The organism is Limnohabitans lacus (assembly GCF_030053395.1).
Classification (GTDB): Bacteria; Pseudomonadota; Gammaproteobacteria; order Burkholderiales; family Burkholderiaceae_C; genus Limnohabitans_A; species Limnohabitans_A lacus.
The window spans coordinates 90753-115363 of the sequence record NZ_JASGBH010000003.1; the positions used below are offsets into that span (position 1 = coordinate 90753).

Below are 24611 nucleotides of genomic sequence, written 5' to 3' on the forward strand. Positions count from 1 at the left end.
GTCTAACCATTTCCCATCAGAAAAAAGCCTCCAGGGTTTCGAACCGTGGAGGCTTGGACCGTCGTGACTGTCCGATCAGGTCAGGTACGGGATCAAGAACAAGGTGATGCCCGGGAAAAACAACAACAGCAAGGTGCGCAGGGTGTCGCTGATCAGGAAGGGCATGATGCCTTTGTAGCTTTCGCTCAGCGGCACATCCTTGGCCATGCCGTTGACCACATACACGTTCAAGCCCACTGGTGGCGCCAGCATGCCAAAGCCCACCGTCATCAGCACCATGATGCCGAACCAGATGGCCGTGTACTCAGGCGTCATGCCGAAGTCCAGCTTCATGATGATGGGGAAGAAGATCGGGATGGTCAGCAAAAGCATGGACAGTTCGTCCATGACCGCGCCCAGCACCACGTACAGCAGCAAGATGCCCGAGACCACCATCAGTGGGGCCAGGTTCATCGACACCACCAACTCGGCCAACTGACCGGGCACTTGGGTGCGTGCCAAAGAGGCGTTCATAACGTCTGCGCCCATGAAGATCATGAAGATCATGGCCGCGCTGATGGCGGTGGCATGGAAGCAATGCAGGAACTTCGCCCAGGTCAACTCGCGTTTGAGCAAGGCCGCCACAAAGGTTGACGATGCACCGACTGCAGCGCCTTCGGTGGGGGTGAAGAAGCCTGCATAAATGCCGCCAAACACGATCACGAAGATGGTGGCAATCGGCAAGATGCCCTTGAGGGATTCGAAAGTGAGTTTTTCGACTTCTTCGCTGTCAGGTGCCTGGCCAGGCACCACACGCACATAGATGGCGATGGCGATCATGTAGCCGACCATGGCAATGATGCCGGGCATCATGGCGGCCGCAAACAATTTGGCGATGTTTTGCTCGGTCAAGATGGCATAGATCACCAAAGGAACGGACGGCGGGATCAAAATGCCCAGCGTGCCGCCTGCAGCCAATGTGCCTGTGGACAGACGGCCAGAGTAGCCGTGGCGTTTCATCTCGGGCAGGGCCACGCCGGTGATGGTGGCGGCCGTAGCCACGGAAGAGCCGCAGATGGCCCCGAATGCACCGCAAGCGAGCACTGCGCCCATGGCCAAGCCACCCTTGAAACGACCCATCACGGCCGCAGCGAACTGGAACAGCGCCTTGCTGATGCCGCCTTGCGTGGCAAAGTGACCCATCAAAATGAACAGCGGAATCACCGACAGGTCATAGTTGGCCAGTCGGGCAAATGCCAGGTTGTTCAAGAAATTCAGGTAAGGCGTGACACCGGTTTGGAGGATGAAGCCGGCAGTGCCGGCCAAAAACATGGCGCCCGCGATCGGCACGCGGATCACCATGAGCAACAGCATGATGCCGAAAATCAGCAAAGCCAAAGTGATCGGGGTCATGACACGGCCTTATCGTTGTTATCTGTTTTGGAGAGTGTCTGCATCAGCGCAATGACGGCGGTGATCCCGAAAGGAATGCACATGCTGGTGAACACGATCCAGTCTGGGAAGCCCAACAACATGGAAGCACCCATGGTTTCTTTGGCATTGATGGCCGCCGCGCCGCAGCGCCAAGACAGCAAGGCAAAGATGATCGTCATGAACAAGGATCCCAAGCGGTCGAGCTTGAAGTTGGTGGCGTCACTGCATTTGGCGGTGAAGAAGTCCACGATGATGTTCTCGCGCTTGAGCTGGCAAAGAGGCATGAACAGCGCAATGGCAGCGCCTGCGCCCACGCCGGTTAATTCAAAATCGCCAATCAAAGCGGTTTCAAAAACGTTGCGGCCGATCAGGCTGTAACAAGTCATGAGCATCAGGCCGGTCATGATGAGACCTCCCAATACGCTGCAGAGTCGGGCAAGCCGATCTAAATAATGAGAAAACATCATGTTGTTCAAACGGGAGTGGGGGGAATTGACTGTGGACGGTTAGGAGGAAGCAGCGTCATCCATCAGTGTAAGCAATCGTAGCTGTAAAAAAACCTGGGCCAGCTGCTGACAGCCTTTGCCCAGGTTGATCGAATCGACTTATTTGGTGTATTGCTTGATCAGGTCGGTCGCGCTTTGCAGCATGCCCTTGCCGTCCATGCCTTTGCCGGTCATTTCAGCCACCCATGCATCGTCCAGTTGGTCGGTGGCTTTCTTCCACTTTTCCAGTTCAGCCTTGGGGATGATGCTGATCTTTTGGTTGGCAGAAGCTTCAAACACTTTCTTGCTGGGCACGTCTTGGCCCGCTTGTGTTTTGCCAAAGAAGGCAGACATTTCGCGACCAGAATTCTTGTCGATGACCGCTTTCAGATCGGCAGGCAGCGAGTCGTACTTGGCCTTGTTCATGGGGACCACGAACACGGCGGTGTACAGCGCGTTGTAGGTGCGATCGGTTTCGGCCGTGAAGTTGGTCAACTCGTTGACCTTCAAGCCGGGCGCCACTTCGTAAGGGATCACGGCGCCGTCGATCACGCCTTTGGACAAGGCTTCAGGCACTTGCGGCACAGGCATGGCCACAGGTGTGGCGCCCATCATGGCGACCATTTTGTTGACCTGACGTGTGGGTGCGCGCACTTTCATGCCCTTGAGGTCGGCCATGGTGGTGACGGCCTTAGTCTTGGTGTAGATGTTACCCGGGCCGTGCACGTGCACAGCCAGCATTTTCACGTCCTTGAAGTCTTCTTGTGCGTACTTCTGAGCGAAGTCCCAAGCGGCGCGGCTGGTGGCCTCGGCGTTGGTCATCATGAAGGGCAACTCGAACACTTCCAATTTGGCCAGTTTGGGTGTGTAGGCTTGCAGGGTCCAGGCCACGTCGATCACGCCGTCACGGGCTTGTTCGTAAAGCTGCACAGGTGTGCCACCCAATTGCATGGCGGGGAAGATGTCGCACTTCAGGCGGTCTTTGGAGTCACGGGCAAGGGCTTTGCACCAGTCGCCGAGCATGGTGGTGTGCTGAATCGACTGAGGGCCCAAAAAGTGGTGAACTTTCAAGGTGATGGTTTGGGCTTGAACGCCCAAGCCCGCGAGTGCCAAGCCTGCGGCGAGGGCGGATTGTTTCAACAGTTGTTTCATCAGAGAGCTCCTTTGGGGTTTATCTTCAGGGATTATCTTAAAACCAACCGATCGGTCGGTTAATTGGTGTTTACCCAGTGAACGAACATTTTTTCTGGGTTCGATAACCCATGACGCAGATTTCAAAACCAATGACATGCATTATCTTGCAACTAATTTTCGCTTAATTAGGGGTAAACACCATGTTTAAGAATTTCCATGCACTTTTTTTCATTATTTGATTTTGACGCTCAATGGGCCAAGTCCCTCGACTTGTCCGACCATGAGGTCACCAGAGACAACAGCAGCCACACCTTCAGGTGTGCCTGTGAAAATCAAGTCACCTGCCTTCAATTCCCAAGCGGCCGATAGGTGTTCGATTGTCTCGGCCACGTTCCAGATCAGTTTGGACACCGAACTGCGCTGGCGGTCCGTTCCATTGACTTGCAGGCTGATTTCGGCACGGTCAATGTCACCGGCCTGCTCTTTGCGTGTGATGGGACCAACGGGGCCGGACGCATCAAAAGCTTTGCCAATGCACCATGGGCGGCCTTGTTTTTTCATCTCGTTTTGCAAATCGCGGCGGGTCATGTCCAGGCCCACGGCGTAGCCGTAAATGTGTTTGACCGCATCGGCTGCGGAAATGTTTTTGCCGCCCACCCCGATGGCGACAACCAGTTCGATTTCATGATGGAGGTTTTGGGTCACGCTGGGGTAAGGCATGCTGCCTGTGTGTCCTGCATCGACCACGACCAGGCTGTCGGTGGGTTTGAGGAAAAAGAAGGGCGGCTCTCTTCCTGTGAACCCCATCTCTTTGGCGTGCTCTTCGTAGTTGCGGCCGACGCAATAGACACGGTGGACGGGAAAGCGGTCTTGCTGGCCGACAACCGGCAATGAGACCACGGGCGTGGGGTCAAACACAAAACTCATGGCGGTCTTTCTCAGGGGTGGTGCACGGTGGTGCTTCAAAGTTCGTATGTGGGCTTACTATAGAGGGTCGGCACGCAGGTGCCGCGCAGTGAAAACCCTAGCGAACCAGGAGACCAGCAGGCATGAGCAAGCGTTTGGAAGTGGCCACGGCGCCCGGGCACCTCATACGCCGAGCGCAGCAAATTGCGGTGGGCATTTTTGCCGAGTGCCTGGCCGAGTCGGACATCACGCCTGTGCAGTATGCGATTTTGAATGCCCTGCGCGACACGCCAGACATCGACCAAGTCACCTTGGCCAAGCGTGTGGCGTTTGATCCGGCCACATCGGGCTCGGTCATTGGCCGCTTGGAGGCCAAAGGCTGGTTGGCCCGGCAAGCCCATGCCACCGACCGCCGCCGCAAACTGCTGGTCATCACGCCCGAAGGCATCGAGGCACTCGTGGGCATGCAAACCGCTGTGGCTGAAGTTCAGGCACGCATCCTGGCGCCTTTGAACAGCGCTGAGCAAAAGCAATTTGTCGATTTGCTGGCCCGCTTGGTGGCGGGCCACGAAGCCCAGTAAGCCCTGGATCAGGCAGACTGGAACGTCAAATTGAAGAACTCGACCTGAGGTGGTGCCGCAAAGAAGGGCCCCACAATGGCCCGCCACTGCGTGAACAGCTCGGATTCGCGAAAGCCGACGGTGTGGTCTTCCAAGGTGTCCCAGAAAATTTGCAACACATAGCGCTCGGGGTTTTCAATGCCATGGTTGACCTTGGCGCCGCGAAAGCCCTTGGCTTGGCTGGCGATGGTGTTCAGGCCCTGTTCGATGGCTTTTTGGAATTCAGCTTGCTGTCCAGGTTGGATGCGGATGTCAGCGATTTCTAAGATCATGTGGCGCTCAAAGTGGGTGTGAAAGGAAGCAGAACCATAACGCAATTGAAGGGAGTGTGCCTTTGCCTTCATGGTGGGTGCTTGGTCATCGGTCGGCCACAGGGTCTCTCGTGGCCCTCCAGACCAGCACCGCAAACAAGATGGACACGATGGCCAAGGCGATGGTGCTGGTCATCCAGAACGTGTCCACGCTGGGGCGCGCAACCCATGACCCCAAGCCTTGGTAGGCCAGGCGGTAACCGCCATAAAGCCCCAACCCCCAAAGCAAGGCGGTGTAGATCAACAAGGGCGCCATGGTGATGCGGTAGCAACGCAGCAAAAAAGCGCAGACGGCTTGCACTGCATCGGCCAGGTGGTAAAGCGCGACCCAGCCGAGCCAGACCGTGGCAGCAGCAGCGACCCCTGGGTCGGTGGTGAAAGCCTGGGCCACTGGCGCCCGGAACGCTGCCAACAGACCTGCGCCGATCAAGGCGGCCACCACCGATAGGCCAATGCCCAGACCCGCTGACTGCCTGGCTTTGTGCACTTGTTCAGCGCCCAGCCAATAGCCAGTGCGTGCGCTGCTGGCGATGCCCAGGGCCAGCGGCACCATGTAGAGCACAGCCGCCAGGCTCGAGGCAATCTGGTGACTTGCGGAGGACACCGCGCCCAGGCGGGCGATGAACAGTGCCATCAGGGTGAAGGAGGTGACCTCTACCATGATGGATAAACCCGCCGGCACGCCCAGGTGCAAAAAGCGCCCCAGTTGCGGCCAATCCGGCGCCTCCATTTTTTGCCAGAGGCGATAGGGCCGGTAAATGTCTTGTGTGCGCAGCAAGATGACGCCCGTGCCCAGCATGAAGGCGTTTACCCCCAAGGTGGCCCAAGCGCAACCCACCACGCCCATGCCTGCCCATTGAAGGGGTGCCGATTCGATGCCAAACGTCAGGACGTAGGACAGCGGCACTTTCACCAACAAGGCGCCCGCTTGCAACCAGGTCACCAGCCTTGGGTAACCCAGGCTTTGGTTGAACGTGCTGTACATGCGAAACAGCAAAGATGGCACCAAGGCGATCGCCAACACTTGCAGATAGGCCTTCACCTCGGGCCACAAATCAGGGGGGACATCGGTCCAACGCAACCAAGGCTCTGAAAACCACAAGCCGGTGCAGCCGATCACGGCCGCGCCTGCGCAGATGTAAAGCGCTTGCCGCACCGATCGGCCCATGTCGGCTGTGCGGCCTGCCCCCCGCAATTGCGCCCATACAGGCAAGAGGGCTTGCAGCATGCCGTTGAGGGCCACATAGATGCTGATGTAAATCGAAGAGGCCAGTGACAACACCGCCAGAGCCTGAGGGCTGTAGCGCCCGGCGATCAAGGTGTCGGCCACGCCAAAAGCGATCACGGCCAACTGCCCGATGAGCACGGTGCCCGCATGGCGGGCGATGATGCCTAGCTCAGACATCGATCAAGGCAAGGCCACGCTGGGTTTGAAGATCAACAGGCTTTCTTCTTTGCTTTGAACGCGGCGGGCCTTGCCGGCCTCGGTCCAGCCCAATTGCTGGAGTTTGGTTGAAAGCAGGGGCAGATGGGCACGGTCCACCACCAACCAACGGCAGTGTTCTTGGGGTTTTTGAGCGGGCAGCAGTTTGAGTTGGCCATGGAACTGCAATGCGGCGCCTTGGGCTCGGCTGATGCCGGCATATTGCAGGCAGTCCACCGGGCCGGTGACGGCCGTGACTTTCTTCACCATCGGCGCGTAGCTGCGTGCAAAGTCCAGCATGGGCAGCCACAGGCTCATGACCAAGAGCCAGCACAGTGCTGCGCCGCTGGCTGGCAGCACCATGCTTTTCCACAAGGCGGTGCGGTGGTGGCCGATGCGCCACTTCACCAAGCCCGCCCACGCCAGCGTCGCGGCCAGCGCCAAGCTGAATGTGATGACGGAAAACTCAGGCACAAAGCCGGGCACCAAGCGGGCCACGTTCAAAGCGGACTGGGCTGGGACCCCGGTTTGCATGGCGATCCAGACCACCCAAACGATCAGCGCACAAACGCTGAAAAACAGCAAGGTGAACCAGTCGATCCAGGCGCTCAGGCTTCGGCGCAATGTGGGCAAGGCAAAGGCCGCAAGGGTGGCCACGGCAGGTAAAGACACCAGCAAGGCTTGGTCCGAAAGGCCCGTGAGCCAGGTGCTGGTGATGACCACCAAAGAGAACCAGATGGGCAAACCCAGGTGCGGGTAGCGCCAGCCTTGAGCCAATTGGCCGCGCCAACGCCACAAAGACCATAAGGCCAAGGGCCAGGCCGGCCAGGTGAACCACATCAGCAATTTGGCCAGAATGTGCACATCCACCAAGTGGTGTGGCACCACGCGCCAGCGCCACAGGTCGAGTGCGCCTGCGGTCGTGATGCACAGCAAGCAAATCAAAGCGAGCAAGCCCAAATCGAGCATGGTCAAGCGGCGTTGCTCGGGATCGGTTTGGGCCACAGCACGGATCAATGAGCCACCCATGCCCAGCCACAGGGCCAAGCTGGGTGCTCCGGACAAGGTCAGGCCGAGCATGCCGATGGCGATGGCCATGCCGCTTTGGATGCGGTGGCGAGGCAAAGTGGCCAGACCGAAAAAGAGCAGGGAGGCCAAGCACAGTTGGCTCAAGGCAGGTGTGGTTTCGTGCGACAGCCTGGCCAAACCCAGGCAGGCCATCAAGGCCAGCAGGCCACCGTCTGCCAGGGCACAGGCATAGTCTTTGGGTTTGGCTTCACCACCAAAGGCAAAGGCCACAGGTTGGGCTGCAGGGTGTCTGGCCAGTGCATAGACCGCATACCAAGTGGAGGCCAGCGTGAGCGCCAGCATGCCAATGAAAGGTATGCGAGCAAAAATGTGTTCCCAGCCGGCAGGCGACCAGCGGATGGCTGCAGCTCCCAACCAATAGGGCAACAAAGCCAGGCTGTCGTCTGCCTGGCCCAGCAAAGTGGGCTTGAGCCAACTGACCCATTCACCAACTGCAGGCTTGGCCAGTTGAAGCATGTAGCCAAAGGACTCGATGTCATTGGCTTTCCAGGGCGCACGGCCCCAAAAGCCCGGCAATACATAGGCGGCGCACAGCAAGATCAAGGCCAAGCGCGGCAGGCGGCGCACGGCGTGTTGGGCAACGATGGCGGGTGTGGGCTGGTTCACAGGATCACAAGATAGCAGGTCTGAGATGCGGGAAAAGGGGGGAGCCAATGCAACAAGGGCAGGCCGGTTGCCCGGACTGCCCTTGTGGGGATTGCGACCAGCGGATTACTTGCTGGTGGAAATCTTGCCGAAACGGTTGCGGAATTTTTCCACGCGACCGCCCATGTTGTCGACCGACTTTTGGGTGCCGGTGTAGAAGGGGTGTGATTCGCTGGTGGTATCCAGCTTGAACAATGGCAACTCGCGACCGTCGATTTCGATGGATTCCTTGGTGTTCACGCAAGAACGTGTCACGAACTTGAAGCCGTTGGACATGTCCTGGAAGCACACTTCGCGGTAGTTGGGGTGAATGCCCTCTTTCATGGGTTTTTCCTTAAAGTAAACCACGGTAGCCACGCCTCAGCCTATCTGAGCGCACTTTCCGCAAAACCTGCTGATTATAGGGGATCAGCCGCCGCGTCGCATCATGTCGAAGAATTCGACGTTGGATTTGGTCGCTTTCATGCTCTTCAAGACCATTTCCATGGCCTCGATCTCGTCCATGTTGTACATGAACTGACGCAAGATGCGGGTTTTTTGCAGCACTTCGGGCGAGAGCAGCATTTCCTCGCGGCGTGTGCCACTGCGGTTGAGGTTGATGGCCGGGAAGACGCGTTTTTCGTACAGGCGGCGCTCCAGGTGGATTTCGCTGTTGCCGGTGCCCTTGAATTCTTCAAAAATCACTTCGTCCATGCGGCTGCCGGTGTCCACCAAAGCGGTGGCGATGATGGTCAGGCTGCCGCCTTCTTCCACATTGCGGGCCGCGCCAAAGAAACGCTTGGGGCGCTGCAAGGCATTGGCATCCACGCCACCCGAGAGCACTTTGCCCGACGATGGCACCACGTTGTTGTAGGCCCGGGCCAGGCGGGTGATCGAGTCGAGCAAGATGACCACGTCTTTTTTCAACTCGACCAGGCGCTTGGCGCGCTCGATCACCATCTCGGCCACATGCACGTGGCGGGCTGCAGGTTCGTCAAAGGTGGAAGAAATCACTTCGCCGCGCACACTGCGCTGCATTTCGGTCACTTCTTCAGGGCGTTCGTCGACCAGCAAGACCATCAGGTGCACATCGGGGTAATTGGCGGTGATGGCGTGGGCGATCTGCTGCATCATCACGGTCTTGCCCGACTTGGGCTGTGCCACGATCAAGGCGCGCTGGCCGCGGCCCAGGGGGGCAATGATGTCGATCACACGGGCGGTGATGTTCTCCTCGCCCTTGATGTCGCGCTCAAGACGCATCTGCTCTTTGGGGAACAGGGGCGTCAAGTTCTCGAACATGACTTTGTGTTTGTTGTTCTCGGGCAGATCGTCGTTGACCTTGTCCAGTTTGGTCAGCGCGAAGTAGCGCTCGCCGTCTTTGGGAATGCGCACTTCACCTTCGATCATGTCGCCGGTGTGCAGGTTAAAGCGGCGCACCTGGCTGGGGCTGATGTAGATGTCATCGGTGCTGGCGGTGTAGCTCGAATCCGGGCTGCGCAAGAAGCCAAAACCATCCGGCAAGATTTCCAGCACGCCGTCGGCAAAGACTTGCTCGCCAGCTTTGGCGCGTTTTTTGATGATGGCAAACATCAACTCCTGTTTGCGCATGCGGCCGGTGTTCTCGATTTCGAGCGCTTCGGCTTGCTTCAGGAGTTCGGACACATGAAGTGCCTTGAGTTCATTCAAATGCATGGAATTGGGCCTGTATATCGACAATCCGTCAGGGATCGTCTTCAGTAAACCGGGTGGAGGAGTTCAGAACCGGTTGCCGCCCGAGGTCTGGGGCAGGATCTTCCGGTGATCAAAGCAGATATCCCTGTTGGGCTTGCCTTGAAGAAATTATGACAGGTTTTTAACCGACGGCTCAAAAACAAAAACCGGGTGCAAATGACCCGGTTTCCAAAGCGTGGCCTGCGGTTCACACCGCAAGTGCGCAGGCATCAAGCCAATTGCTGATCGATGAATGCGGTCAGTTGCGACTTGCTCATGGCGCCCACTTTGGTGGCTGCCAATTGACCGTCTTTGAAGATCATCAAAGTGGGGATGCCGCGGATGCCGAACTTGGCGGGGATGTCGCGGTTCTCGTCCACGTTCATCTTGGCCACTTGCAGCTTGCCTTCGTAAGCGCCAGCGACTTCGTCCAGAATCGGGGCGATCATTTTGCAGGGACCGCACCATTCAGCCCAGAAATCGACCACCACGGGTTGGCTCGACTGGATCACGTCGGCGTCAAAGCTGGTGTCGGTAATGTGTTTGATCAAATCGCTGGCCATGGCCTTTTCCTTGTGAACATTGAAGATGCGGCTAAAGTTGCGGCTATTTTGACAGAATCCAGACATGCGCCGCTGTCACGCGCGTGTTGCCACCTTGAGTTTTGATGTCTTTTTCTACCGAATCCTCTGCCGTCATGCCTACGCAACCTCTTTCGGCAGAAGTGGCTGTCATTGGCGGAGGACCTGCGGGCCTCATGGCCGCAGAGGTTCTGTCGCATGCGGGCGTGCCAGTGCACCTCTTCGACGCCATGCCCTCTGTGGGGCGCAAATTTTTGTTGGCGGGGCGTGGCGGTTTGAATTTGACCCATTCAGAAGACGCGGCAGCCTTTCGCCAACGCTACGCTGAGCGCGCCACTCAGGTCGGCCGCTGGCTCGATCAGATGGATGCACAAGCCGTCCGTGATTGGGCGCATGGTTTGGGGATTGAGACCTTTGTGGGCACTTCGGGTCGTGTTTTCCCGACTGAAATGAAAGCCGCGCCCCTGTTGCGGGCTTGGCTGCACCGACTGCGCCATCCCTCATCGGGGGTGCCGGTCCAGTTCCATATGCGCCATCGCTGGACGGGTTGGCAGGGCGATGCCTTGACTTTTCAGACGCCGCAAGTTCAGCAGTTGACCGTCAAGGCCCGCGCAACGGTGCTGGCTTTGGGTGGTGCCAGTTGGCCGCGATTGGGCTCTGACGGCGCTTGGGTGCCTCGATTGCGTGAAGCCGGCGTACCCATCCATGATTTGAAGCCCGCCAACTGTGGGTTTGATGTGCTGGGAAGACATGGCGAGGGCTGGACCCAACACTTTCAGGGCAAATTTGCTGGACATCCGATCAAATCCGTGGCCATCACGGTGCCATCGTCGCAGGCAGGTCAAGCCCGTTTGGAGCGCAAAGGTGAGTTCGTGGTCACGCAAAGCGGCCTTGAGGGGAGTTTGGTCTATGCCGCTTCGGCCTTGCTGCGCGACGATTTGTTGGCGCACGGGCAGGCTCAGTTGTGCTTGGACTTGTTGCCAGACAAGTCGGCAGATCAGGTGCTTGCGGCTTTGAAATGGCCCCGAGGCAGCCGCAGCCTGTCCAGTCACCTCAAAAGCAGATTGGGTTTAGACGGGGTCAAAATGGGGCTTTTGTACGAGCTGTGCGCGCCTGAAACCCTCTCGGCCCCGGAGAAGCTGGCCGAGTTGATTAAAAATTTGCCTGTGCCGCTCAAAGCGACCCGGCCCATGGACGAGGCGATCAGCACGGCCGGTGGCGTGGCTTTGGAGGGCCTGACCTCAGGTTTGATGCTCCAAAATCTGCCAAGTGTTTACTGCGCTGGCGAGATGTTGGATTGGGAAGCCCCGACGGGTGGTTACCTTTTGACGGCCTGTTTGGCCAGTGGCAAAAGGGCTGCCCAGGCTGTTTTGGAAAATATTTTCAAAAAAAGTTGAGTTCGGTGTATTCCGATTCTTATTCAGCCGCGTTGAGGATGTGTGAGTAACTTCATCCAATGAACGAGGTCGACATGACGCCAGATACTTCCAAGGAATACCAGTGTGCCGTTGAGGAGGCTGCCAATGCCTTCATGAAAGTGATGGCCCTGCGTGGTTTCGCGGTTCGGGATTACCCTCAGAATTTTGTGATCCAGATGGCCCAACAAACCCGTTTGGCCTTTGAATCCAACCGCGTTGGCCCGCATGCGAATGCCGATGCCCTGGTGGCCGAGTTGCTGCGTGCAGCGCCTCAAGCGCCTCGTTTGGTCAGCTCCAACAAGGTCAAGGCTTTGCCGTTCCCCTCGCTGCGTCGCCGCATGGCTTGACCATCCGGAACAAACGTTTGGCCTCTTCGGCTGGATGTGAAACCCAAAAGAAAAGGCGTCCAAGTGGGCGCCTTTTGTCATGGTGCTTGTGAATCACAACTTGCCAGCAAGGTGGACAAAAATGACTCACGACCAGGGTGTAAGTTGACGAGCCTTGACCCCGGCACTGGCTCCACAGTTAGGGCTGCTTGGTTCCCCACCTGACCCGGTTGGCCGCTTCACCATGCGGGAAGGCCCGTCAGGCCTGATTGTAGGCGAGGAGCGGGCGCATTCTGTGCGGTCTTTGACTTTTTCCTTGGTTTGAGCGGTCTTTAAGCTTTCTTCGGGTAGGCCTTCGAATCGCTGTGCGGCCCGATAGAATCGGTTGCATGTCATACCTTGTCCTCGCGCGCAAATACCGCCCACGCAATTTCACCGAAATGGTGGGCCAGGAGCATGTCGTGCAGGCTTTGACCAATGCCTTGGTGCAGCAGCGTTTGCACCATGCTTATCTTTTCACGGGCACTCGCGGGGTGGGCAAAACCACCGTGTCGCGGATTTTGGCCAAGTCCCTCAACTGCCAAGGAGCAGATGGCCAAGGCGGCATCACGGCCGAGCCTTGTGGTGTTTGCCAAGCTTGCCGCGACATCGATGCGGGCCGTTTTGTCGACTACACCGAGCTGGATGCCGCCTCCAACCGTGGCGTGGACGAGGTGCAAAGCTTGCTGGAACAGGCGGTTTACAAACCCGTTCAAGGGCGCTTCAAGGTCTTCATGATCGACGAGGTGCACATGCTCACCAACACCGCGTTCAACGCGATGTTGAAGACTTTGGAAGAGCCGCCCGAGTATTTGAAGTTCGTGTTGGCCACCACCGATCCGCAAAAAGTGCCCGTGACGGTGCTGTCGCGTTGCCTGCAGTTCAATTTGCGCCCCATGGCCCCGGAGACGGTCTTCGAGCACCTGACCCGCGTGCTGGCCACCGAGCAATTGAGTGCCGAGCCACAAGCCTTGCGTTTGTTGGCCCGCGCAGCGCGCGGCTCCATGCGCGATGCCTTGAGCTTGACCGATCAGGCCATTGCATTTGGCAATGGACAGCTGCAAGAAGCGGGCGTGCGGCAGATGCTGGGCAGCGTTGACCGCAGTCACGTCTTGCAATTGATCCGTGCGCTGGCCGAAGGCGATGGCGCAACCGTGGTGGCGCAGGTCAATGCTTTGCGCTTGCAGGGTGTCTCTGCAGCCGCCACGCTTGAAGACATGGCCATGCTCTTGCAGCGCATGGCCGTGATGCAGATGGTGCCTGGCATGGCACAAGACGGCGAAGACCCAGACACCCAGGGCTTGGCCGATTTGGCACAAGCCATGCCGGCAGAAGAAACCCAATTGCTCTACAGCCTGTGCCTGCATGGGCGGACCGAGCTGGGCTTGGCCCCCGATGAGTATGCGGCACTGACCATGGTCTTGTTGCGTTTGCTGGCCTTCAAACCTCCAGCAGGATCGGCTGAAAAAAAAAGTCCGCGAACCAGCCAGCGAGCGCTAGCTGACGTCGCGCCTGCCAAGACCCCTGCAGCCGTTCAGGCGCCTTCGCCTGTCTCCGCGCCTCTTGCCCAACCGATCGCCATTGCACAGCCCGTGGCTGTCACGCCGGTGGCATCTGCACCCAAGGCGATTTCACCCCAACAAGCCGCGTCCGAGCCGCCGCCTTGGGAAGACTTGCCCGACACCCGCGACTACGCCAGCGATGACGCCGCCGACGCTTTCGAAGCCAGTTTGCCGGAGCCTGTGTTGTCTGCGCCGCCTGCGGCCTTGCGTGCTTTGCCTGTGCGCGAGGCATCGGATTCTGCGCGGGTGGATGTGCCCAAGGCGCCCGCTTCAACACCATTGCAGACCACCGCTGAAGGCGATGTGTGGTTTGGCATCGTGCAAGGCTTGCTGGTGCAGGAAGCCATCACCGCGCTGGTGCGTGAGTTGGCATTGCAGTCTCAACTCATGGTCCGCGATGCGGATCAGTGGCTGCTGCGCATCGAACGCGAATCGCTCAACCACCCGGCCAGTCGGGAGCGCTTGCAAAATGCACTGGCAGCCGCAGGCCACGGCAATGTGCGTTTGCAAGTGGAGCAGGGTCCCGTGGCCGATTGCCCTGCCAAACGCATGGCCGTTGCCGCTGCCGCCAAAATGGTGGCCGCACAGGCCTTGATCGAAAACGACCCCATGGTCCAGAGCCTGATGCGCGATTTCGGGGCACGCATTGTGCCCGGCAGTCTTCAGGTGATCTGACCTTTTCTTCAGTTCACACTTCTAGCAAAGGAACCAACATGTTCAACAAAGGACAACTTGCCGGCTTGATGAAACAAGCCCAAGCCATGCAAGACAACTTGAAAAAGGCCCAGGACGAGCTGGCCTTCGTCGAAGTCGAAGGCCAAGCGGGTTCGGGCATGGTCAAGGTCTTGATGACCTGCAAGCACAATGTGCGCCGCGTGACCATCGACCCGAGCTTGTTGGCCGATGACAAGGACATGCTGGAGGACTTGGTGGCCGCCGCATTCAACGATGCCGTGCGCCAAGCTGAAGAGGTGTCCCAGCAAAAAATGGGCAAACTCACCGCCGGGTTGCCGCCAGGCATGAAGCTGCCTTTCTGATGGTTTTGAGCAGCACACGCGCAGATGGCTGATACCCACGCACTTGCCACTTTGGTCCAAGCCCTCAAAGGCTTGCCAGGGGTGGGCATCAAGTCGGCCCAGCGCATGGCTTTTCAGCTTTTGCAAAACGACCGTGCCACTGCGCGTCAATTGGCCGCCGCTTTGCAAAACGCGGTGGACAACGTGCGCCACTGCGCGTGTTGCCACACCTTCACCGAAGCCGAGCTGTGTGACACCTGCCTGGACGACGCACGCGATCGCACGCAGCTGTGTGTGGTCGAGACGCCGGCAGACCAATCGGCCATCGAGCGCACGGGCACTTACCGTGGTTTGTATTTCGTTTTGATGGGCAAACTCAGTCCATTGGACGGGATTGGCCCCCACGACATCGGCTTGTCCAAACTCAAACAACGGGTGAGTGATGGTTGGGTGCGCGAAGTGATTTTGGCCACCAACTTCACGGCCGAAGGTGAGGCCACCGCGCATGTCATTTCGGAAATGATTCGCCAGCAAGGGCTGCAGGTCACTCGCTTGGCGCGTGGCGTGCCAGCGGGCAGTGAACTGGAATACGTCGACTTGGGCACCATCGCCCATGCGCTGGTCGATCGTCGCTGATTTTTGCCTCCCCCCATACTTGCTATCCATTACGTGAAAACCCGCTCGGGATTGATCCCGATGCGGTTTTGACGCGGCACATTTAAGCTTGAGGCATCCAATTTCAGATGTTCAAGTGGAGAGTTTTTTGGCCGGGCTCAAGAGTGATCGACGTTGCTTTGTGTTGGCGTCTTTGGGCGCGCTGACCAGTGGTTTGTCCTCTGCTGCAGAGACTACGCGGTCGTCTGCGCGGGTCACCATTGCTTTGGCGGCTCGTCAAAGTCTTTACCACTTGCCCTTGACCTTGGCCGAGCAGTTGGGTTACTTCAGGCAAGCGGGGCTGACCGTGGAATGGCTGCCCCAAGAAGGGGGCTCCAAGGCCTTGGGATCCGCCTTGAGCGGACAGGCCGATGTGGTGGCCGGTGCGTTTGAGCATCTTTTTGGCTTGCAGCAAAAAGGCGTGAGCTATCAGGGCTTTGTCCAGTTTGGTCGCACGCCCCAAATCGCCTTGGGGGTGTCCACGCGCAAGGGCAGCCATATGCGCTCGGTCATGGAGCTCAAAGGGGCGCTCATTGGCGTTTCTGCGCTGGACTCGGCCACCCATTGGATGGCCTGTCAATGGTTGTTGCAAAACGGCCTTCTGCCCGAGGATGTGAGCTTTGTGGAGGTGGGCACCTCGACAGGTGTTGTGGAGGCCTTGCGCCATGGCACGGTCGATGCTTTGTGCAACCCGGATCCTGTCATGCATTGGCTGGAACAAAAAAATGAGGTGCGCGTTTTGGGTGAGGCGCGATCCTTGGCTGCCACACGAAAGGTGATGACGGGCGATGTACCGGGGGCGTGTTTGTTGGCCCGCAGCGAATTTTTGCAACGTCAACCCGAGATCGCGCAAGCCCTCAGTGATGGAGTTGTCCACGCGCTCAAATGGTTGCAAACAGCAGGCCCTGCAGACATCTTGCGCACCGCTCCCCCGGCCTATTGGCTGGGTGACAGGGCGATTTACCTCGGTGCGTTCGAAAAACTGCGCGAATCTTATGCCACAGACGGCCTGTTCGATGTCGATCCTGTGCTCAATGCTTGGCGAGCTCAGGCCCGCCTGAAGGGGTACGGACCGATGGGGCGCCTTGCGTTGGAACGTTTGTACACCAACGCTTTTGCCAGCAAATCCAAAATCAAATTTGCCGCTTGAGAACGGTCAGCGCTTGACAGCTTTGGGGGCTGGACGCTGCGCCGCAGTGGGCGAAGTTTTCTTGTGAGGCACAGCTTTGGGGCTCAGTCTGGGGGATTGAGATGTGGGCACCAGAACGGCCAAACTTTGACCAGGTTTCAGGTTGAATTGGGGGCCGAGTTTGTTCCATGTGGCCATGCTGGCTGCGCTCACCCCATGCCTTGCCGCCAGGCTGGCCAGGGTGTCACCCTTGCGGGCGGTCACCAAGATGCGGCGCAAAACAATTTCCGGGGCAAAGGCCAGTTGCGCATTGTCCGCCACGCGCTCTGTCACATCGCTGTCCAGTGGGCCTTTGCGGTGCACCAGCAAGGTGGAGCCAGCCTTGACCAGCATGTTGGGCGGTATGCCATTGGCCGCACGCAATTGATCCACCGGCATGTTCACCAAATTGGCCGCTTCATCGACTTTCATGGTGCGGGGCGCTTGCCACGCCGTCCAACTGGCCAATTTTTGATTGGCATGGTTTTGCAGGTTGATTTCAAAGCTGGTGGCATTGTCCCAGGGCAGCAAAACCTGAGGCGTGCCGGCTGCCAAGATGACGGGACGGTTCATCGAGGGGTTGAGGGTTTTGAAATCTTCCACACTGATGCCCGCCAAACGCGCGGCCATGGCCACATCGATGTCACGGTCAATGGACACACTCCTGAAGAAAGGGTGGTTCTGAATCAGCGGCAATTGGGTGTTGAAGGCTTCGGGCTGGGCCACGATGTTCTTGACCGCCTGCAATTTGGGCACGTAGTAGCGTGTCTCATTGGGCATGTTCAGATCGCTGTAATTGGTGGGTTTGCCTTGGGCCTTGTTGCGCGCGATGGCGCGGCCGACACTGCCTTCCCCCCAGTTGTAGGCCGCCAGCGCCAAGTGCCAGTCGCCAAACATGCCGTAGAGTTTTTGCAGATAGTCCAGTGCCGCACGGGTGGATTCCAGCACGTCGCGACGCTCGTCACGAAACAGGTTTTGCTTCAAGTCGAAGTATTTGCCTGTGGCGGGCATGAATTGCCACATGCCGGCTGCTTTGGCCGAAGACACGGCATTCGGGTTGAATGCCGATTCGATGAAGGGCAGCAGTGCCAACTCGGTGGGCATGTTGCGACGCTCCAACTCTTCAACGATGTGAAAGAGGTAGGGGCGCGAACGTTCGGTCATGCGCAAGATGTAATCGGGGCGGCTGGCATACCACTGCTCGCGGTTGCGAACAAACTCGTCGTCCAAGTCAGGCATTGCAAAACCGCGGCGAATCCGCTCCCAAATGTCGGTGGGCGGCGTCAGCCCCAAGCTGCTGCTGGGCTTGAGGGACACGGCTCGGCCATCGTCCAGCGTGACAGCCGAAGGCACTTCGATGGCTGGCTCCCATTTTTTTGCTGAGGCTGAAGGGCCCGGCGGTGTTGGTGCAGGTGGCGTGGCGCAGCCAGCCAGGACCCCGCTCAAGACCAGCCAAGCTGTGAACAAAACAGCTCGGCGAATGGATCGCAAGGATGTGGGGTGGTTCATTGGAATCCGTTTTTCCAGGCCCGCAAAGCGGCAAAGGTGGAGACTTCGTCTTGTGCCTGAGCATCCCGCCCTTGAACTGCCGCGCTGACGGCCGGGCTGCGGCTTCGCAAAAAGGGGTTGATGGCCTGCTCGGTCGAGATGCGAGAGGGCAAGGTGGGCAAACCCTTGAGGCGCAGTTGGGTGCAAGCCTGGTGGTAGGCGGTCAGCGCTGCATTGGCGGGGTCAACGGCCAAAGCGAACTTCAAATTCGACAGGGTGTATTCGTGGGCTGGGCAGACTTGGGTGTCTTCTGGCAACGCGGCCAATCGGTCCAGTGAGTCGAGCATTTGGGCGGGCGTGCCTTCAAACAAGCGACCGCACCCACCAGAAAACAAGGTGTCACCACAAAAAAGAACCGGTGACTGGCCTGGGATTGCCGCCCAAAAGGCGATGTGGCCTGCTGTGTGTCCAGGCACCTCGATCACCTCAAAGCTCAGACCCTGCCAAGGCAGGGTGTCGCCGCCTTGCAGGCCTTCAACCGGCAGGGGCATGACTTCCATGGCGGGGCCATAGACTTTGGCTGCGGTTTGTTCGGTCAACGCCCGCAAGCCGCCCGTGTGGTCCGCGTGGTGGTGCGTGACTAGAATGGTGTCGAGTTGGATGTGGGGGTTTTGGGCAAGCCAAGACATCACCACGGCCGCATCGCCCGGGTCCACCACCAAGGCATGGTGGTCATCGTGCAACAACCAAATGTAGTTGTCTGTGAATGCGGGCAATGGGATGAGTTTCATGGAGTCCCCGATTATAGAAAGCAAGTATTCAGACGCACCGTGGTTGGGCCATTTGGGTCAGCCAGTGGTCGATCGCGTGCTGGCTTGGGAACAAGCGCAAGCGGACACCTTGCTGGCGGATGTGTTTGGCTACCATGCCTTGCAAGTGGGCTGGGATGCTTTGCAAGGCTTGCGCAGCAACCGCATGCCCCATCGCTGGCTGGCACAGCCCGAGTTTGAACCCCAAGCGCTGGAGGCAACCGCCAACCAGGAAGCAGCAGAGCCTGCCCATCTGCATTTTGACAGCCGAGCCTGGCCTTGGCCTGCAGACAGCCTCGACTTGGTGGTTTTGCCCCATGTGCTGGAACGCTCGGCCGATCCCCATGCTTGTTTGCGCGAAGTTGCGAGGGTTTTGATTCCTGAAGGGCAGGTGCTCATCACCGGCTTGAACCCCTTGAGCTTTTGGGGCTGGCAATACGACCATGCGCAGCGCCACCAAAAAGACAAATCGGCCCACTTGATCGGTTACCGCAGGCTGCGTGACTGGCTGCGCCTTTTGGGTTTTGAGGTGCAGGTCAGCCGCTTTGCGGGCTGGACCCCCGCTTTGCGCAGCGAGCGCTGGATGCAGCGGCTCGATGGCCTGGACGCTTGGGGCGAGCGCTGGTGGCCCATCTTGGGTGGGGTGTACCTGATCTTGGCCACCAAAAGAGTGCCGGGAGGCCGCTTGCTCGATGGCCGCCGCTGGCGCACGGTACGATCGCCCGCTGCAACGGCGGTGCCATTGGCCCGCTCAGACTCTCCCATCGGCCCTCAATCGGCCTCGAAAGACATTTCTTGAATCACGTTGTTATCCACACCGATGGCGCCTGCAAAGGAAACCCAGGCCCTGGCGGCTGGGGCGTTCGGCTCCAATCGGGCCAGCATGTGCACGAGCTTTTTGGTGGCGAATTGGGCACCACCAACAACCGCATGGAGCTCACGGCAGTGATCGAAGGGCTCAAGGCCCTCAAGCGCCCTTGCCAGGTCACGCTGTTCTTGGACAGCGAATACGTGCGCAAGGGCATCACGGAATGGATCCACGGTTGGAAAGCCAAGGGTTGGCGCACAGCCTCCAAACAACCGGTCAAAAACGTCGAGCTTTGGCAGGCACTGGATCATGTGGTGTCCAGTGCGGGACACCAAATCGAGTGGCGCTGGGTCAAGGGCCATGCCGGCGATCCTGGCAATGAACGGGCCGATGCCTTGGCCAACAAGGGTGTAGACAAGGCCTTGGGCCGTTGATGGCGCCTCTTGTTAACGCTGTGTAAATCCTGGTTTTGGGCGTTGTTTGCACGCCAAGCCTGTCGTTTTCCCTCGTGAGCCTGGAGGGGCAGACTGTTACATTCGGAAACTGTTTGCGTTTCATTGATGTGGGATTTTTGCAATGGCTTATCAAAAGAAATATGCCCTGATCGCTGTGGTCGGTGTGTGCGTGGCTTCAGGTGCAGCCTGGTGGTTTCAGCGCCCCGCTTCGGTGGATCAACCCACCGTGGCCGCGCCTGCGGGCGGCGGCAGGGCCCCAGCCGTTGAAGTGGCCAAGGTCACGGCCATCACCTTGGTGGACGAAACCCAAGCGGTGGGCAGTTTGCGATCGCGCCAAGGGGTGATGCTGCGCCCTGAGGTGGCCGGCCGCGTCTCTAAGATTTTGTTCAACGACGGCCAGCGCGTGCGCAAAGGCCAGTTGCTGGTGCAGTTTGACGATCAGTTGCAGGCTGCTCAGGTCTCTCAGGCGAAAGCCGAAATGTCGATCGCTGCGGCCAACCACAAACGCAACCAGGAACTGGTGGCTCAGAACTTCATCAGCAAACGCTCGCTGGATGAAAGTGCTGCGGCACTTGAGGTGTCCCAGGCTAAATTGGATCTGGCCACGGCCACCTTGAATCGCTTGAAGATCGTGGCGCCCTTTGACGGCGTCACTGGCTTGCGACAGGTCAACGTGGGCGATTACCTCAAAGACGGCACGGATGTGGTCAACATCGAAGACATCGATGCGGTTTTGGTGGATTTCCGTTTGCCTGAGCGTTTTCAGTCCAAGGTTCGCCCAGGTCAAAAAGCACAGCTGACCGTCGATGCCTTGCCCGGTCGTCCTTTTGCGGCCATTGTGCAAGCGGTGGACCCCCTGATCGATGCCAACGGCCGCTCGGTCGGCGTGCGTGGCTGCGTGGACAACCGCCAGCAACAATTGCGCCCTGGCATGTTTGCCCGGGTCAATGCCGTGTTTGGCTCTCGCCCATCGGCCTTGGTCATTCCAGAAGAAGCCATCGTGCCGCAAGGCGGCCGCACCTTTGTGGTCAAGGTGGTGCCCGGTGACAAGCCCGACACCCTCGTGTCGCAGCGCGTCGCTGTCAAAGTGGGTTTGCGCCAGCCCGGCAAAGTGGAAATTCTGGAAGGCTTGGAGCTGGACGACACCGTGGTGATTGCGGGCCACCAGCGCTTGCAAAAAGATGGCACGGCAGTTCGGGTGGTGGACATGTCCAAACCCGGGGGTGCCAAACCAGGCGCTGCGCCGTCTGGTGCGCCTGCGATAGCTGCCTCGGCGCCTGCTTCATCTGCGCCCGCATCGGCACCTGCAGCATCGACACCCCCAGGCGCAACAGCTGCAGCGGCAGCCATTTCTGCACCTGTTGCACCGGCCAAGACAGCGCCTGCCGCCCAACCTGTGACTGGCCCTAACCCTTGCCTGCGAGGTGCAGATGCAACTCGCTGAGACCTCCATCCGCCGGCCGGTTCTGGCCGTCGTCATGTCGCTGCTGATTTTGCTGATCGGCGCCGTCAGTTTCGACCGCTTGTCGGTGCGCGAGTACCCCAAAATCGATGAGCCCACGGTCACCGTGAGTGTCAAATACCCCGGCGCTTCGGCCGAGGTGATCGAGTCTCAGGTGTCCAAGCCTCTGGAAGACTCGATCGCGGGCATCGATGCGGTCGATGTCATCACCTCCATCAGCCGAGCCGAGCAGTCGCAGATCACGGTGCGTTTTCGCCTGGAAAAAGATGCCGACACGGCGGCCGCCGAAGTGCGTGACCGCACCTCGCGCGTACGCAACCGATTGCCGCAAGCGATCGAAGAGCCGGTGATCGCCAAGGTGGAGGCCGATGCCTTTCCCGTGATTTGGTTGGCGTTTTCGAGCGACACGCTCAGCCCGCTGCAAATCAACGACATGATCAACCGCGTCGTCAAACCGCGCTTGCAAACCGTGACGGGTGTGGCCGATGTGCGCATTTATGGCGAGCGCAAATACGCCATGCGCGTTTGGCTGGAGGCCGAGCGTTTGGCGGGCTTCAAGCTCACCCCGCAAGACGTGGAAGATGCGATTCGCCGCAGCAACTTGGAGTTGCCTGCTGGCCGGATCGAGTCGAGCAACCGTGAATTCACGGTCACCTCGCAAACCGACTTGACCCGTGCCGGTCAATTTGCCGACATCGTGATCAAGACGGTCAATGGCTTTCCAGTCAAGATCCGTGATGTGGCCAAGGTCGAAGAGGCGGCGGCCGATGTCCGCAGCAATGTGCGCTTGGGTGGACAAAATGCTGTGGCTGCTGGTGTGATCCGACAGGCCACGGCCAACCCCTTGGAGCTGTCCAAAGGTGTGCGCGACATGATGCCTCGCCTAGAGGCTGATTTGCCACCCGGCATCACCATCACCGTGGCCAACGACAACTCGGTGTTCATTGACCGGTCCATCAAGAGCGTGTTCCAGACCATTGTGGAAGCGGTGGTGTTGGTGGCCTTGGTGATCTTCGTGTTCTTGCGCACCTTCCGTGCTTCGATCATCCCGATCATCACCATCCCGGTCAGTTTGATCGGCACCTTTGCCATGATGGCTTTGGCGGGTTTCACCATCAACACTTTGACGCTCTTGGCGCTGGTGCTGGCCATTGGCCTGGTGGTGGACGATGCGATCGTGGTGCTGGAAAACATATACCGCCACATCGAAGAAGGGCTTGATCCTTTCTCTGCGGCCATCAAAGGCTCGCGTGAAATCGGTTTTGCCGTGGTGGCTATGACCATGACCTTGGCGGCGGTTTTCGCGCCTTTGGCCTTCACGCCAGGGCGCACCGGCAAATTGTTCACCGAATTTGCGCTGGCCTTGGCCGGGTCGGTGATCGTGTCGGGTTTCGTGGCCTTGACGCTTTCCCCCATGATGAGTTCCAAGCTGCTCAAGCACAACCCCAATCCGGGTTGGTTTGACCGCACCATGGAACGTTTGTTGACCGCCATGTCCAGTGCTTATGAGCGTTTGCTCAGTTGGGTGCTGCGCAAAGCGCGTTGGCTTGTCGTGCTGGTGATGGTGGGCAGTGGTGTGGCGATCGCTGTGGTGTACCCCAGCATGAAGCAGGAATTGGCCCCCTTGGAAGACCGCGGCACCTTGCTGGCCACGGTCACCGCGCCCGATGGTTCCACCCTGGACTACACCGACCGCTACGCCAGAGTGCTCGAGCGCATGGGCGAGGCTTACCCCGAGTTTGACCGCATATTTGCCAACATCGGTAACCCCACGGTGGCCCAAGGCTCCGTGATCTACCGCGCGGTGGATTGGGAGAAGCGCTCGCGCACCACGCTGGAAATTGCCCGCGAATTGGGCCCCAAATTTGGTGGCCTGCCAGGGGTGAACGCCTTTGCCATCACGCCCCCTTCATTGGGTCAAGGTTTCCGTGAGCGCCCGGTGAACTTCGTGATTCAGACCTCGGACAGCTACCAAAACCTGAACGCGGTGACCCGGGAAATCATGGACGAGATCGCCAAAAACCCCGGCATCATCGCCCCCGACGTGGACTTGCGTTTGAACAAGCCTGAATTGCGCATTGAAGTCGATCGCGCCAAAGCGGCCGAGTTGGGCATTGGCGTCGATGCCGTGGCCAAAGCGCTGGAGACCATGCTCGGTGGTCGCGTGGTGACCCGCTACAAGCGGGATGCCGAACAGTACGACGTGATCGTGCAAACCCAAGCCACGGGACGCAACACGCCCGATGATGTGGAGAACATCTACATCCGGGGCCGCAACGAAGCGATGATCCCCTTGTCGGCGCTGGTGAAAATTCGCGAGAGTGTTTCGCCGCGTGAGTTGAACCACTTCGGTCAACGCCGCTCGGTATCGATCACGGCCAACTTGTCGCCCGAATACTCCTTGGGCGAAGCGCTCAAGTTCCTGGATGCCACCGCCGCCAAAGTGCTCAAGCCCGGTTACACCACCGAACTGAATGGCACATCGCGTGAATTCCGCAACTCACAAGGCGCCTTGGTCATCGTGTTCGTGTTGGCCATGTTCTTCATCTTCTTGGTGCTGGCGGCGCAGTTTGAAAGTTTCATCGACCCTTTCATCATCATGCTTTCGGTGCCCTTGTCCATGATCGGCGCTTTGCTGGCGCTCAAGTGGACGGGCGGTTCGCTGAACGTGTATTCGCAAATCGGTCTGATCACCTTGGTCGGGCTGATCACCAAGCACGGCATCTTGATTGTGGAGTTCACCAACCAGCTGCGCGAGCAGGGCGTTGAGACCATGGAGGCCTTGGTCAAAGCCAGTGGCCAGCGTTTGCGCCCCATCTTGATGACCACGGGTGCCATGGTGCTGGGCGCGGTGCCTTTGGCCTTGGCCAAGGGGGCGGGTGCAGAAAGCCGCACGCAAATCGGTTGGGTCATTGTGGGGGGCATGAGCCTCGGGACATTGCTCACCATTTTTGTGGTGCCCACCATGTACTCTCTGCTGGCCCGCAAGAGTGTGCCCGGCCCCAACAAAGCCGTGGCGCACGACGAACCTGCAGGCGCGGCCCACTGATCCGGTGTGCTGTTCCAATGGAAAAGGGGCTGAAGAAATTCAGCCCCTTTTTGCTTTCGGA

Annotated in this window: 23 protein-coding genes and 1 other RNA gene; 11 read left to right on the plus strand and 13 right to left on the minus strand. The window is 58.8% G+C overall.

What is annotated here, in order from left to right:
* Positions 1-75 precede the first annotated feature (75 nt).
* From QLQ16_RS04995 to QLQ16_RS05010, 4 genes are all read right to left on the minus strand, one after another.
* A complete protein-coding gene (locus QLQ16_RS04995) occupies positions 76-1392 on the minus strand; it encodes a TRAP transporter large permease (protein ID WP_283223594.1) in 1317 nt (438 codons plus the stop codon).
* A complete protein-coding gene (locus tag QLQ16_RS05000) occupies positions 1389-1817 on the minus strand; it encodes a TRAP transporter small permease (protein WP_283223595.1) in 429 nt (142 codons plus the stop codon). The genes QLQ16_RS04995 and QLQ16_RS05000 overlap by 4 nt, the downstream gene beginning before the upstream one ends.
* A 201-nt stretch (positions 1818-2018) precedes the next feature.
* Positions 2019-3050, minus strand: coding sequence for a TRAP transporter substrate-binding protein (locus tag QLQ16_RS05005; protein ID WP_283223596.1), 1032 nt, complete (start codon positions 3048-3050; stop codon positions 2019-2021).
* 213 nt (positions 3051-3263) lie between these two features.
* On the minus strand, positions 3264-3959 hold the full coding sequence (locus QLQ16_RS05010) for a fumarylacetoacetate hydrolase family protein (RefSeq protein ID WP_283223597.1): 696 nt from the start codon (positions 3957-3959) through the stop codon (positions 3264-3266).
* A gap of 122 nt (positions 3960-4081) precedes the next feature.
* Here QLQ16_RS05010 and QLQ16_RS05015 point away from each other — a divergent pair, with 122 nt between their 5' ends.
* A complete protein-coding gene (locus QLQ16_RS05015) occupies positions 4082-4519 on the plus strand; it encodes a MarR family winged helix-turn-helix transcriptional regulator (protein ID WP_283223598.1) in 438 nt (145 codons plus the stop codon).
* Between the two features lie 8 nt (positions 4520-4527).
* On the opposite strand, the gene QLQ16_RS05020 is transcribed toward QLQ16_RS05015, so the two are convergent.
* The 6 genes from QLQ16_RS05020 to trxA form a co-directional block, all read right to left on the minus strand.
* Complete coding sequence (locus QLQ16_RS05020; RefSeq protein WP_283223599.1) at positions 4528-4830, minus strand: antibiotic biosynthesis monooxygenase family protein; 303 nt, start codon at positions 4828-4830, stop codon at positions 4528-4530.
* Between the two features lie 85 nt (positions 4831-4915).
* Positions 4916-6274, minus strand: coding sequence for an MATE family efflux transporter (locus QLQ16_RS05025; RefSeq protein WP_283223600.1), 1359 nt, complete (start codon positions 6272-6274; stop codon positions 4916-4918).
* 3 nt (positions 6275-6277) lie between these two features.
* Complete coding sequence (locus QLQ16_RS05030) at positions 6278-7987, minus strand: hypothetical protein (RefSeq protein ID WP_283223601.1); 1710 nt, start codon at positions 7985-7987, stop codon at positions 6278-6280.
* Between the two features lie 105 nt (positions 7988-8092).
* Positions 8093-8350: a type B 50S ribosomal protein L31 gene (locus QLQ16_RS05035; protein WP_283223602.1), complete on the minus strand. Its 258-nt coding sequence runs from the start codon at positions 8348-8350 to the stop codon at positions 8093-8095.
* A gap of 84 nt (positions 8351-8434) precedes the next feature.
* Positions 8435-9697 (minus strand): transcription termination factor Rho, encoded by a 1263-nt coding sequence (rho, locus tag QLQ16_RS05040; RefSeq protein ID WP_283223603.1) that lies wholly within the window; start codon positions 9695-9697, stop codon positions 8435-8437.
* A 248-nt stretch (positions 9698-9945) separates the two neighbouring features.
* On the minus strand, positions 9946-10278 hold the full coding sequence (trxA, locus tag QLQ16_RS05045; RefSeq protein WP_283223604.1) for a thioredoxin TrxA: 333 nt from the start codon (positions 10276-10278) through the stop codon (positions 9946-9948).
* A 104-nt stretch (positions 10279-10382) separates the two neighbouring features.
* On the opposite strand from trxA, the gene QLQ16_RS05050 reads away from it, so the two are divergent.
* Both QLQ16_RS05050 and QLQ16_RS05055 read left to right on the plus strand, forming a co-directional pair.
* The gene (locus QLQ16_RS05050) at positions 10383-11693 is read left to right on the plus strand and encodes a TIGR03862 family flavoprotein (protein ID WP_283223605.1); all 1311 of its coding nucleotides are present in this window, start codon (positions 10383-10385) and stop codon (positions 11691-11693) included.
* A gap of 74 nt (positions 11694-11767) precedes the next feature.
* Complete coding sequence (locus QLQ16_RS05055; protein ID WP_283223606.1) at positions 11768-12061, plus strand: hypothetical protein; 294 nt, start codon at positions 11768-11770, stop codon at positions 12059-12061.
* A gap of 143 nt (positions 12062-12204) precedes the next feature.
* Here QLQ16_RS05055 and ffs read toward each other — a convergent pair.
* Positions 12205-12301, minus strand: an RNA gene (gene ffs / locus QLQ16_RS05060) — signal recognition particle sRNA small type.
* A gap of 128 nt (positions 12302-12429) precedes the next feature.
* On the opposite strand from ffs, the gene dnaX reads away from it, so the two are divergent.
* The 4 genes from dnaX to QLQ16_RS05080 all read left to right on the plus strand — a co-directional run bounded on the left by dnaX (position 12430) and on the right by QLQ16_RS05080 (position 16461).
* Positions 12430-14316, plus strand: a complete 1887-nt coding sequence (gene dnaX / locus QLQ16_RS05065; RefSeq protein ID WP_283223607.1) for a DNA polymerase III subunit gamma/tau — start codon at positions 12430-12432, stop codon at positions 14314-14316.
* 38 nt (positions 14317-14354) lie between these two features.
* The gene (locus QLQ16_RS05070; protein WP_283223608.1) at positions 14355-14678 is read left to right on the plus strand and encodes a YbaB/EbfC family nucleoid-associated protein; all 324 of its coding nucleotides are present in this window, start codon (positions 14355-14357) and stop codon (positions 14676-14678) included.
* A 24-nt stretch (positions 14679-14702) separates the two neighbouring features.
* On the plus strand, positions 14703-15293 hold the full coding sequence (gene recR, locus QLQ16_RS05075) for a recombination mediator RecR (protein ID WP_283223609.1): 591 nt from the start codon (positions 14703-14705) through the stop codon (positions 15291-15293).
* A 127-nt stretch (positions 15294-15420) separates the two neighbouring features.
* Positions 15421-16461 (plus strand): ABC transporter substrate-binding protein, encoded by a 1041-nt coding sequence (locus QLQ16_RS05080; protein WP_283223610.1) that lies wholly within the window; start codon positions 15421-15423, stop codon positions 16459-16461.
* 6 nt (positions 16462-16467) lie between these two features.
* Here QLQ16_RS05080 and QLQ16_RS05085 read toward each other — a convergent pair whose 3' ends face one another.
* Both QLQ16_RS05085 and gloB read right to left on the minus strand, forming a co-directional pair.
* Positions 16468-17988 carry a transglycosylase SLT domain-containing protein gene (locus QLQ16_RS05085; RefSeq protein ID WP_283223611.1) on the minus strand — a complete coding sequence of 507 codons (1521 nt, stop codon included), beginning with the start codon at positions 17986-17988 and terminating at the stop codon, positions 16468-16470.
* Positions 17985-18758, minus strand: a complete 774-nt coding sequence (gene gloB, locus QLQ16_RS05090; protein ID WP_283223612.1) for a hydroxyacylglutathione hydrolase — start codon at positions 18756-18758, stop codon at positions 17985-17987. Before gloB ends, QLQ16_RS05085 begins: the two co-directional genes overlap by 4 nt.
* Between gloB and QLQ16_RS05095 the strand changes: the two genes are divergently transcribed.
* The 4 genes from QLQ16_RS05095 (at position 18757) to QLQ16_RS05110 (ending at position 24550) form a co-directional block, all read left to right on the plus strand.
* A complete protein-coding gene (locus QLQ16_RS05095; protein WP_283223613.1) occupies positions 18757-19575 on the plus strand; it encodes a class I SAM-dependent methyltransferase in 819 nt (272 codons plus the stop codon). The genes gloB and QLQ16_RS05095 overlap by 2 nt on opposite strands.
* Positions 19572-20018 carry a ribonuclease HI gene (gene rnhA, locus QLQ16_RS05100; protein WP_283223614.1) on the plus strand — a complete coding sequence of 149 codons (447 nt, stop codon included), beginning with the start codon at positions 19572-19574 and terminating at the stop codon, positions 20016-20018. The genes QLQ16_RS05095 and rnhA overlap by 4 nt, the downstream gene beginning before the upstream one ends.
* 142 nt (positions 20019-20160) lie before the next feature.
* Positions 20161-21483: an efflux RND transporter periplasmic adaptor subunit gene (locus QLQ16_RS05105; protein WP_283223615.1), complete on the plus strand. Its 1323-nt coding sequence runs from the start codon at positions 20161-20163 to the stop codon at positions 21481-21483.
* Positions 21470-24550: an efflux RND transporter permease subunit gene (locus QLQ16_RS05110; protein ID WP_283223616.1), complete on the plus strand. Its 3081-nt coding sequence runs from the start codon at positions 21470-21472 to the stop codon at positions 24548-24550. The genes QLQ16_RS05105 and QLQ16_RS05110 overlap by 14 nt, the downstream gene beginning before the upstream one ends.
* Positions 24551-24611: the final 61 nt, after the last annotated feature.

Coding starts and splice junctions, on each gene's coding strand:
- QLQ16_RS05005 (WP_283223596.1), bottom strand. CDS start 3,050: ATGAAACAACTGTTGAAACAATCCGCCCTCGCCGCAGGCTTGGCACTC.
- QLQ16_RS05000 (WP_283223595.1), bottom strand. CDS start 1,817: ATGACCGGCCTGATGCTCATGACTTGTTACAGCCTGATCGGCCGCAAC.
- QLQ16_RS05010 (WP_283223597.1), bottom strand. CDS start 3,959: ATGAGTTTTGTGTTTGACCCCACGCCCGTGGTCTCATTGCCGGTTGTC.
- gloB (WP_283223612.1), bottom strand. CDS start 18,758: ATGAAACTCATCCCATTGCCCGCATTCACAGACAACTACATTTGGTTG.
- QLQ16_RS05025 (WP_283223600.1), bottom strand. CDS start 6,274: ATGTCTGAGCTAGGCATCATCGCCCGCCATGCGGGCACCGTGCTCATC.
- recR (WP_283223609.1), top strand. CDS start 14,703: ATGGCTGATACCCACGCACTTGCCACTTTGGTCCAAGCCCTCAAAGGC.
- QLQ16_RS05055 (WP_283223606.1), top strand. CDS start 11,768: ATGACGCCAGATACTTCCAAGGAATACCAGTGTGCCGTTGAGGAGGCT.
- QLQ16_RS05095 (WP_283223613.1), top strand. CDS start 18,757: ATGGAGTCCCCGATTATAGAAAGCAAGTATTCAGACGCACCGTGGTTG.
- QLQ16_RS05035 (WP_283223602.1), bottom strand. CDS start 8,350: ATGAAAGAGGGCATTCACCCCAACTACCGCGAAGTGTGCTTCCAGGAC.
- QLQ16_RS05110 (WP_283223616.1), top strand. CDS start 21,470: ATGCAACTCGCTGAGACCTCCATCCGCCGGCCGGTTCTGGCCGTCGTC.
- QLQ16_RS05085 (WP_283223611.1), bottom strand. CDS start 17,988: ATGAACCACCCCACATCCTTGCGATCCATTCGCCGAGCTGTTTTGTTC.
- dnaX (WP_283223607.1), top strand. CDS start 12,430: ATGTCATACCTTGTCCTCGCGCGCAAATACCGCCCACGCAATTTCACC.
- QLQ16_RS05105 (WP_283223615.1), top strand. CDS start 20,161: ATGGCTTATCAAAAGAAATATGCCCTGATCGCTGTGGTCGGTGTGTGC.
- QLQ16_RS05015 (WP_283223598.1), top strand. CDS start 4,082: ATGAGCAAGCGTTTGGAAGTGGCCACGGCGCCCGGGCACCTCATACGC.
- QLQ16_RS05020 (WP_283223599.1), bottom strand. CDS start 4,830: ATGATCTTAGAAATCGCTGACATCCGCATCCAACCTGGACAGCAAGCT.
- QLQ16_RS04995 (WP_283223594.1), bottom strand. CDS start 1,392: ATGACCCCGATCACTTTGGCTTTGCTGATTTTCGGCATCATGCTGTTG.
- rho (WP_283223603.1), bottom strand. CDS start 9,697: ATGCATTTGAATGAACTCAAGGCACTTCATGTGTCCGAACTCCTGAAG.
- trxA (WP_283223604.1), bottom strand. CDS start 10,278: ATGGCCAGCGATTTGATCAAACACATTACCGACACCAGCTTTGACGCC.
- QLQ16_RS05050 (WP_283223605.1), top strand. CDS start 10,383: ATGTCTTTTTCTACCGAATCCTCTGCCGTCATGCCTACGCAACCTCTT.
- QLQ16_RS05070 (WP_283223608.1), top strand. CDS start 14,355: ATGTTCAACAAAGGACAACTTGCCGGCTTGATGAAACAAGCCCAAGCC.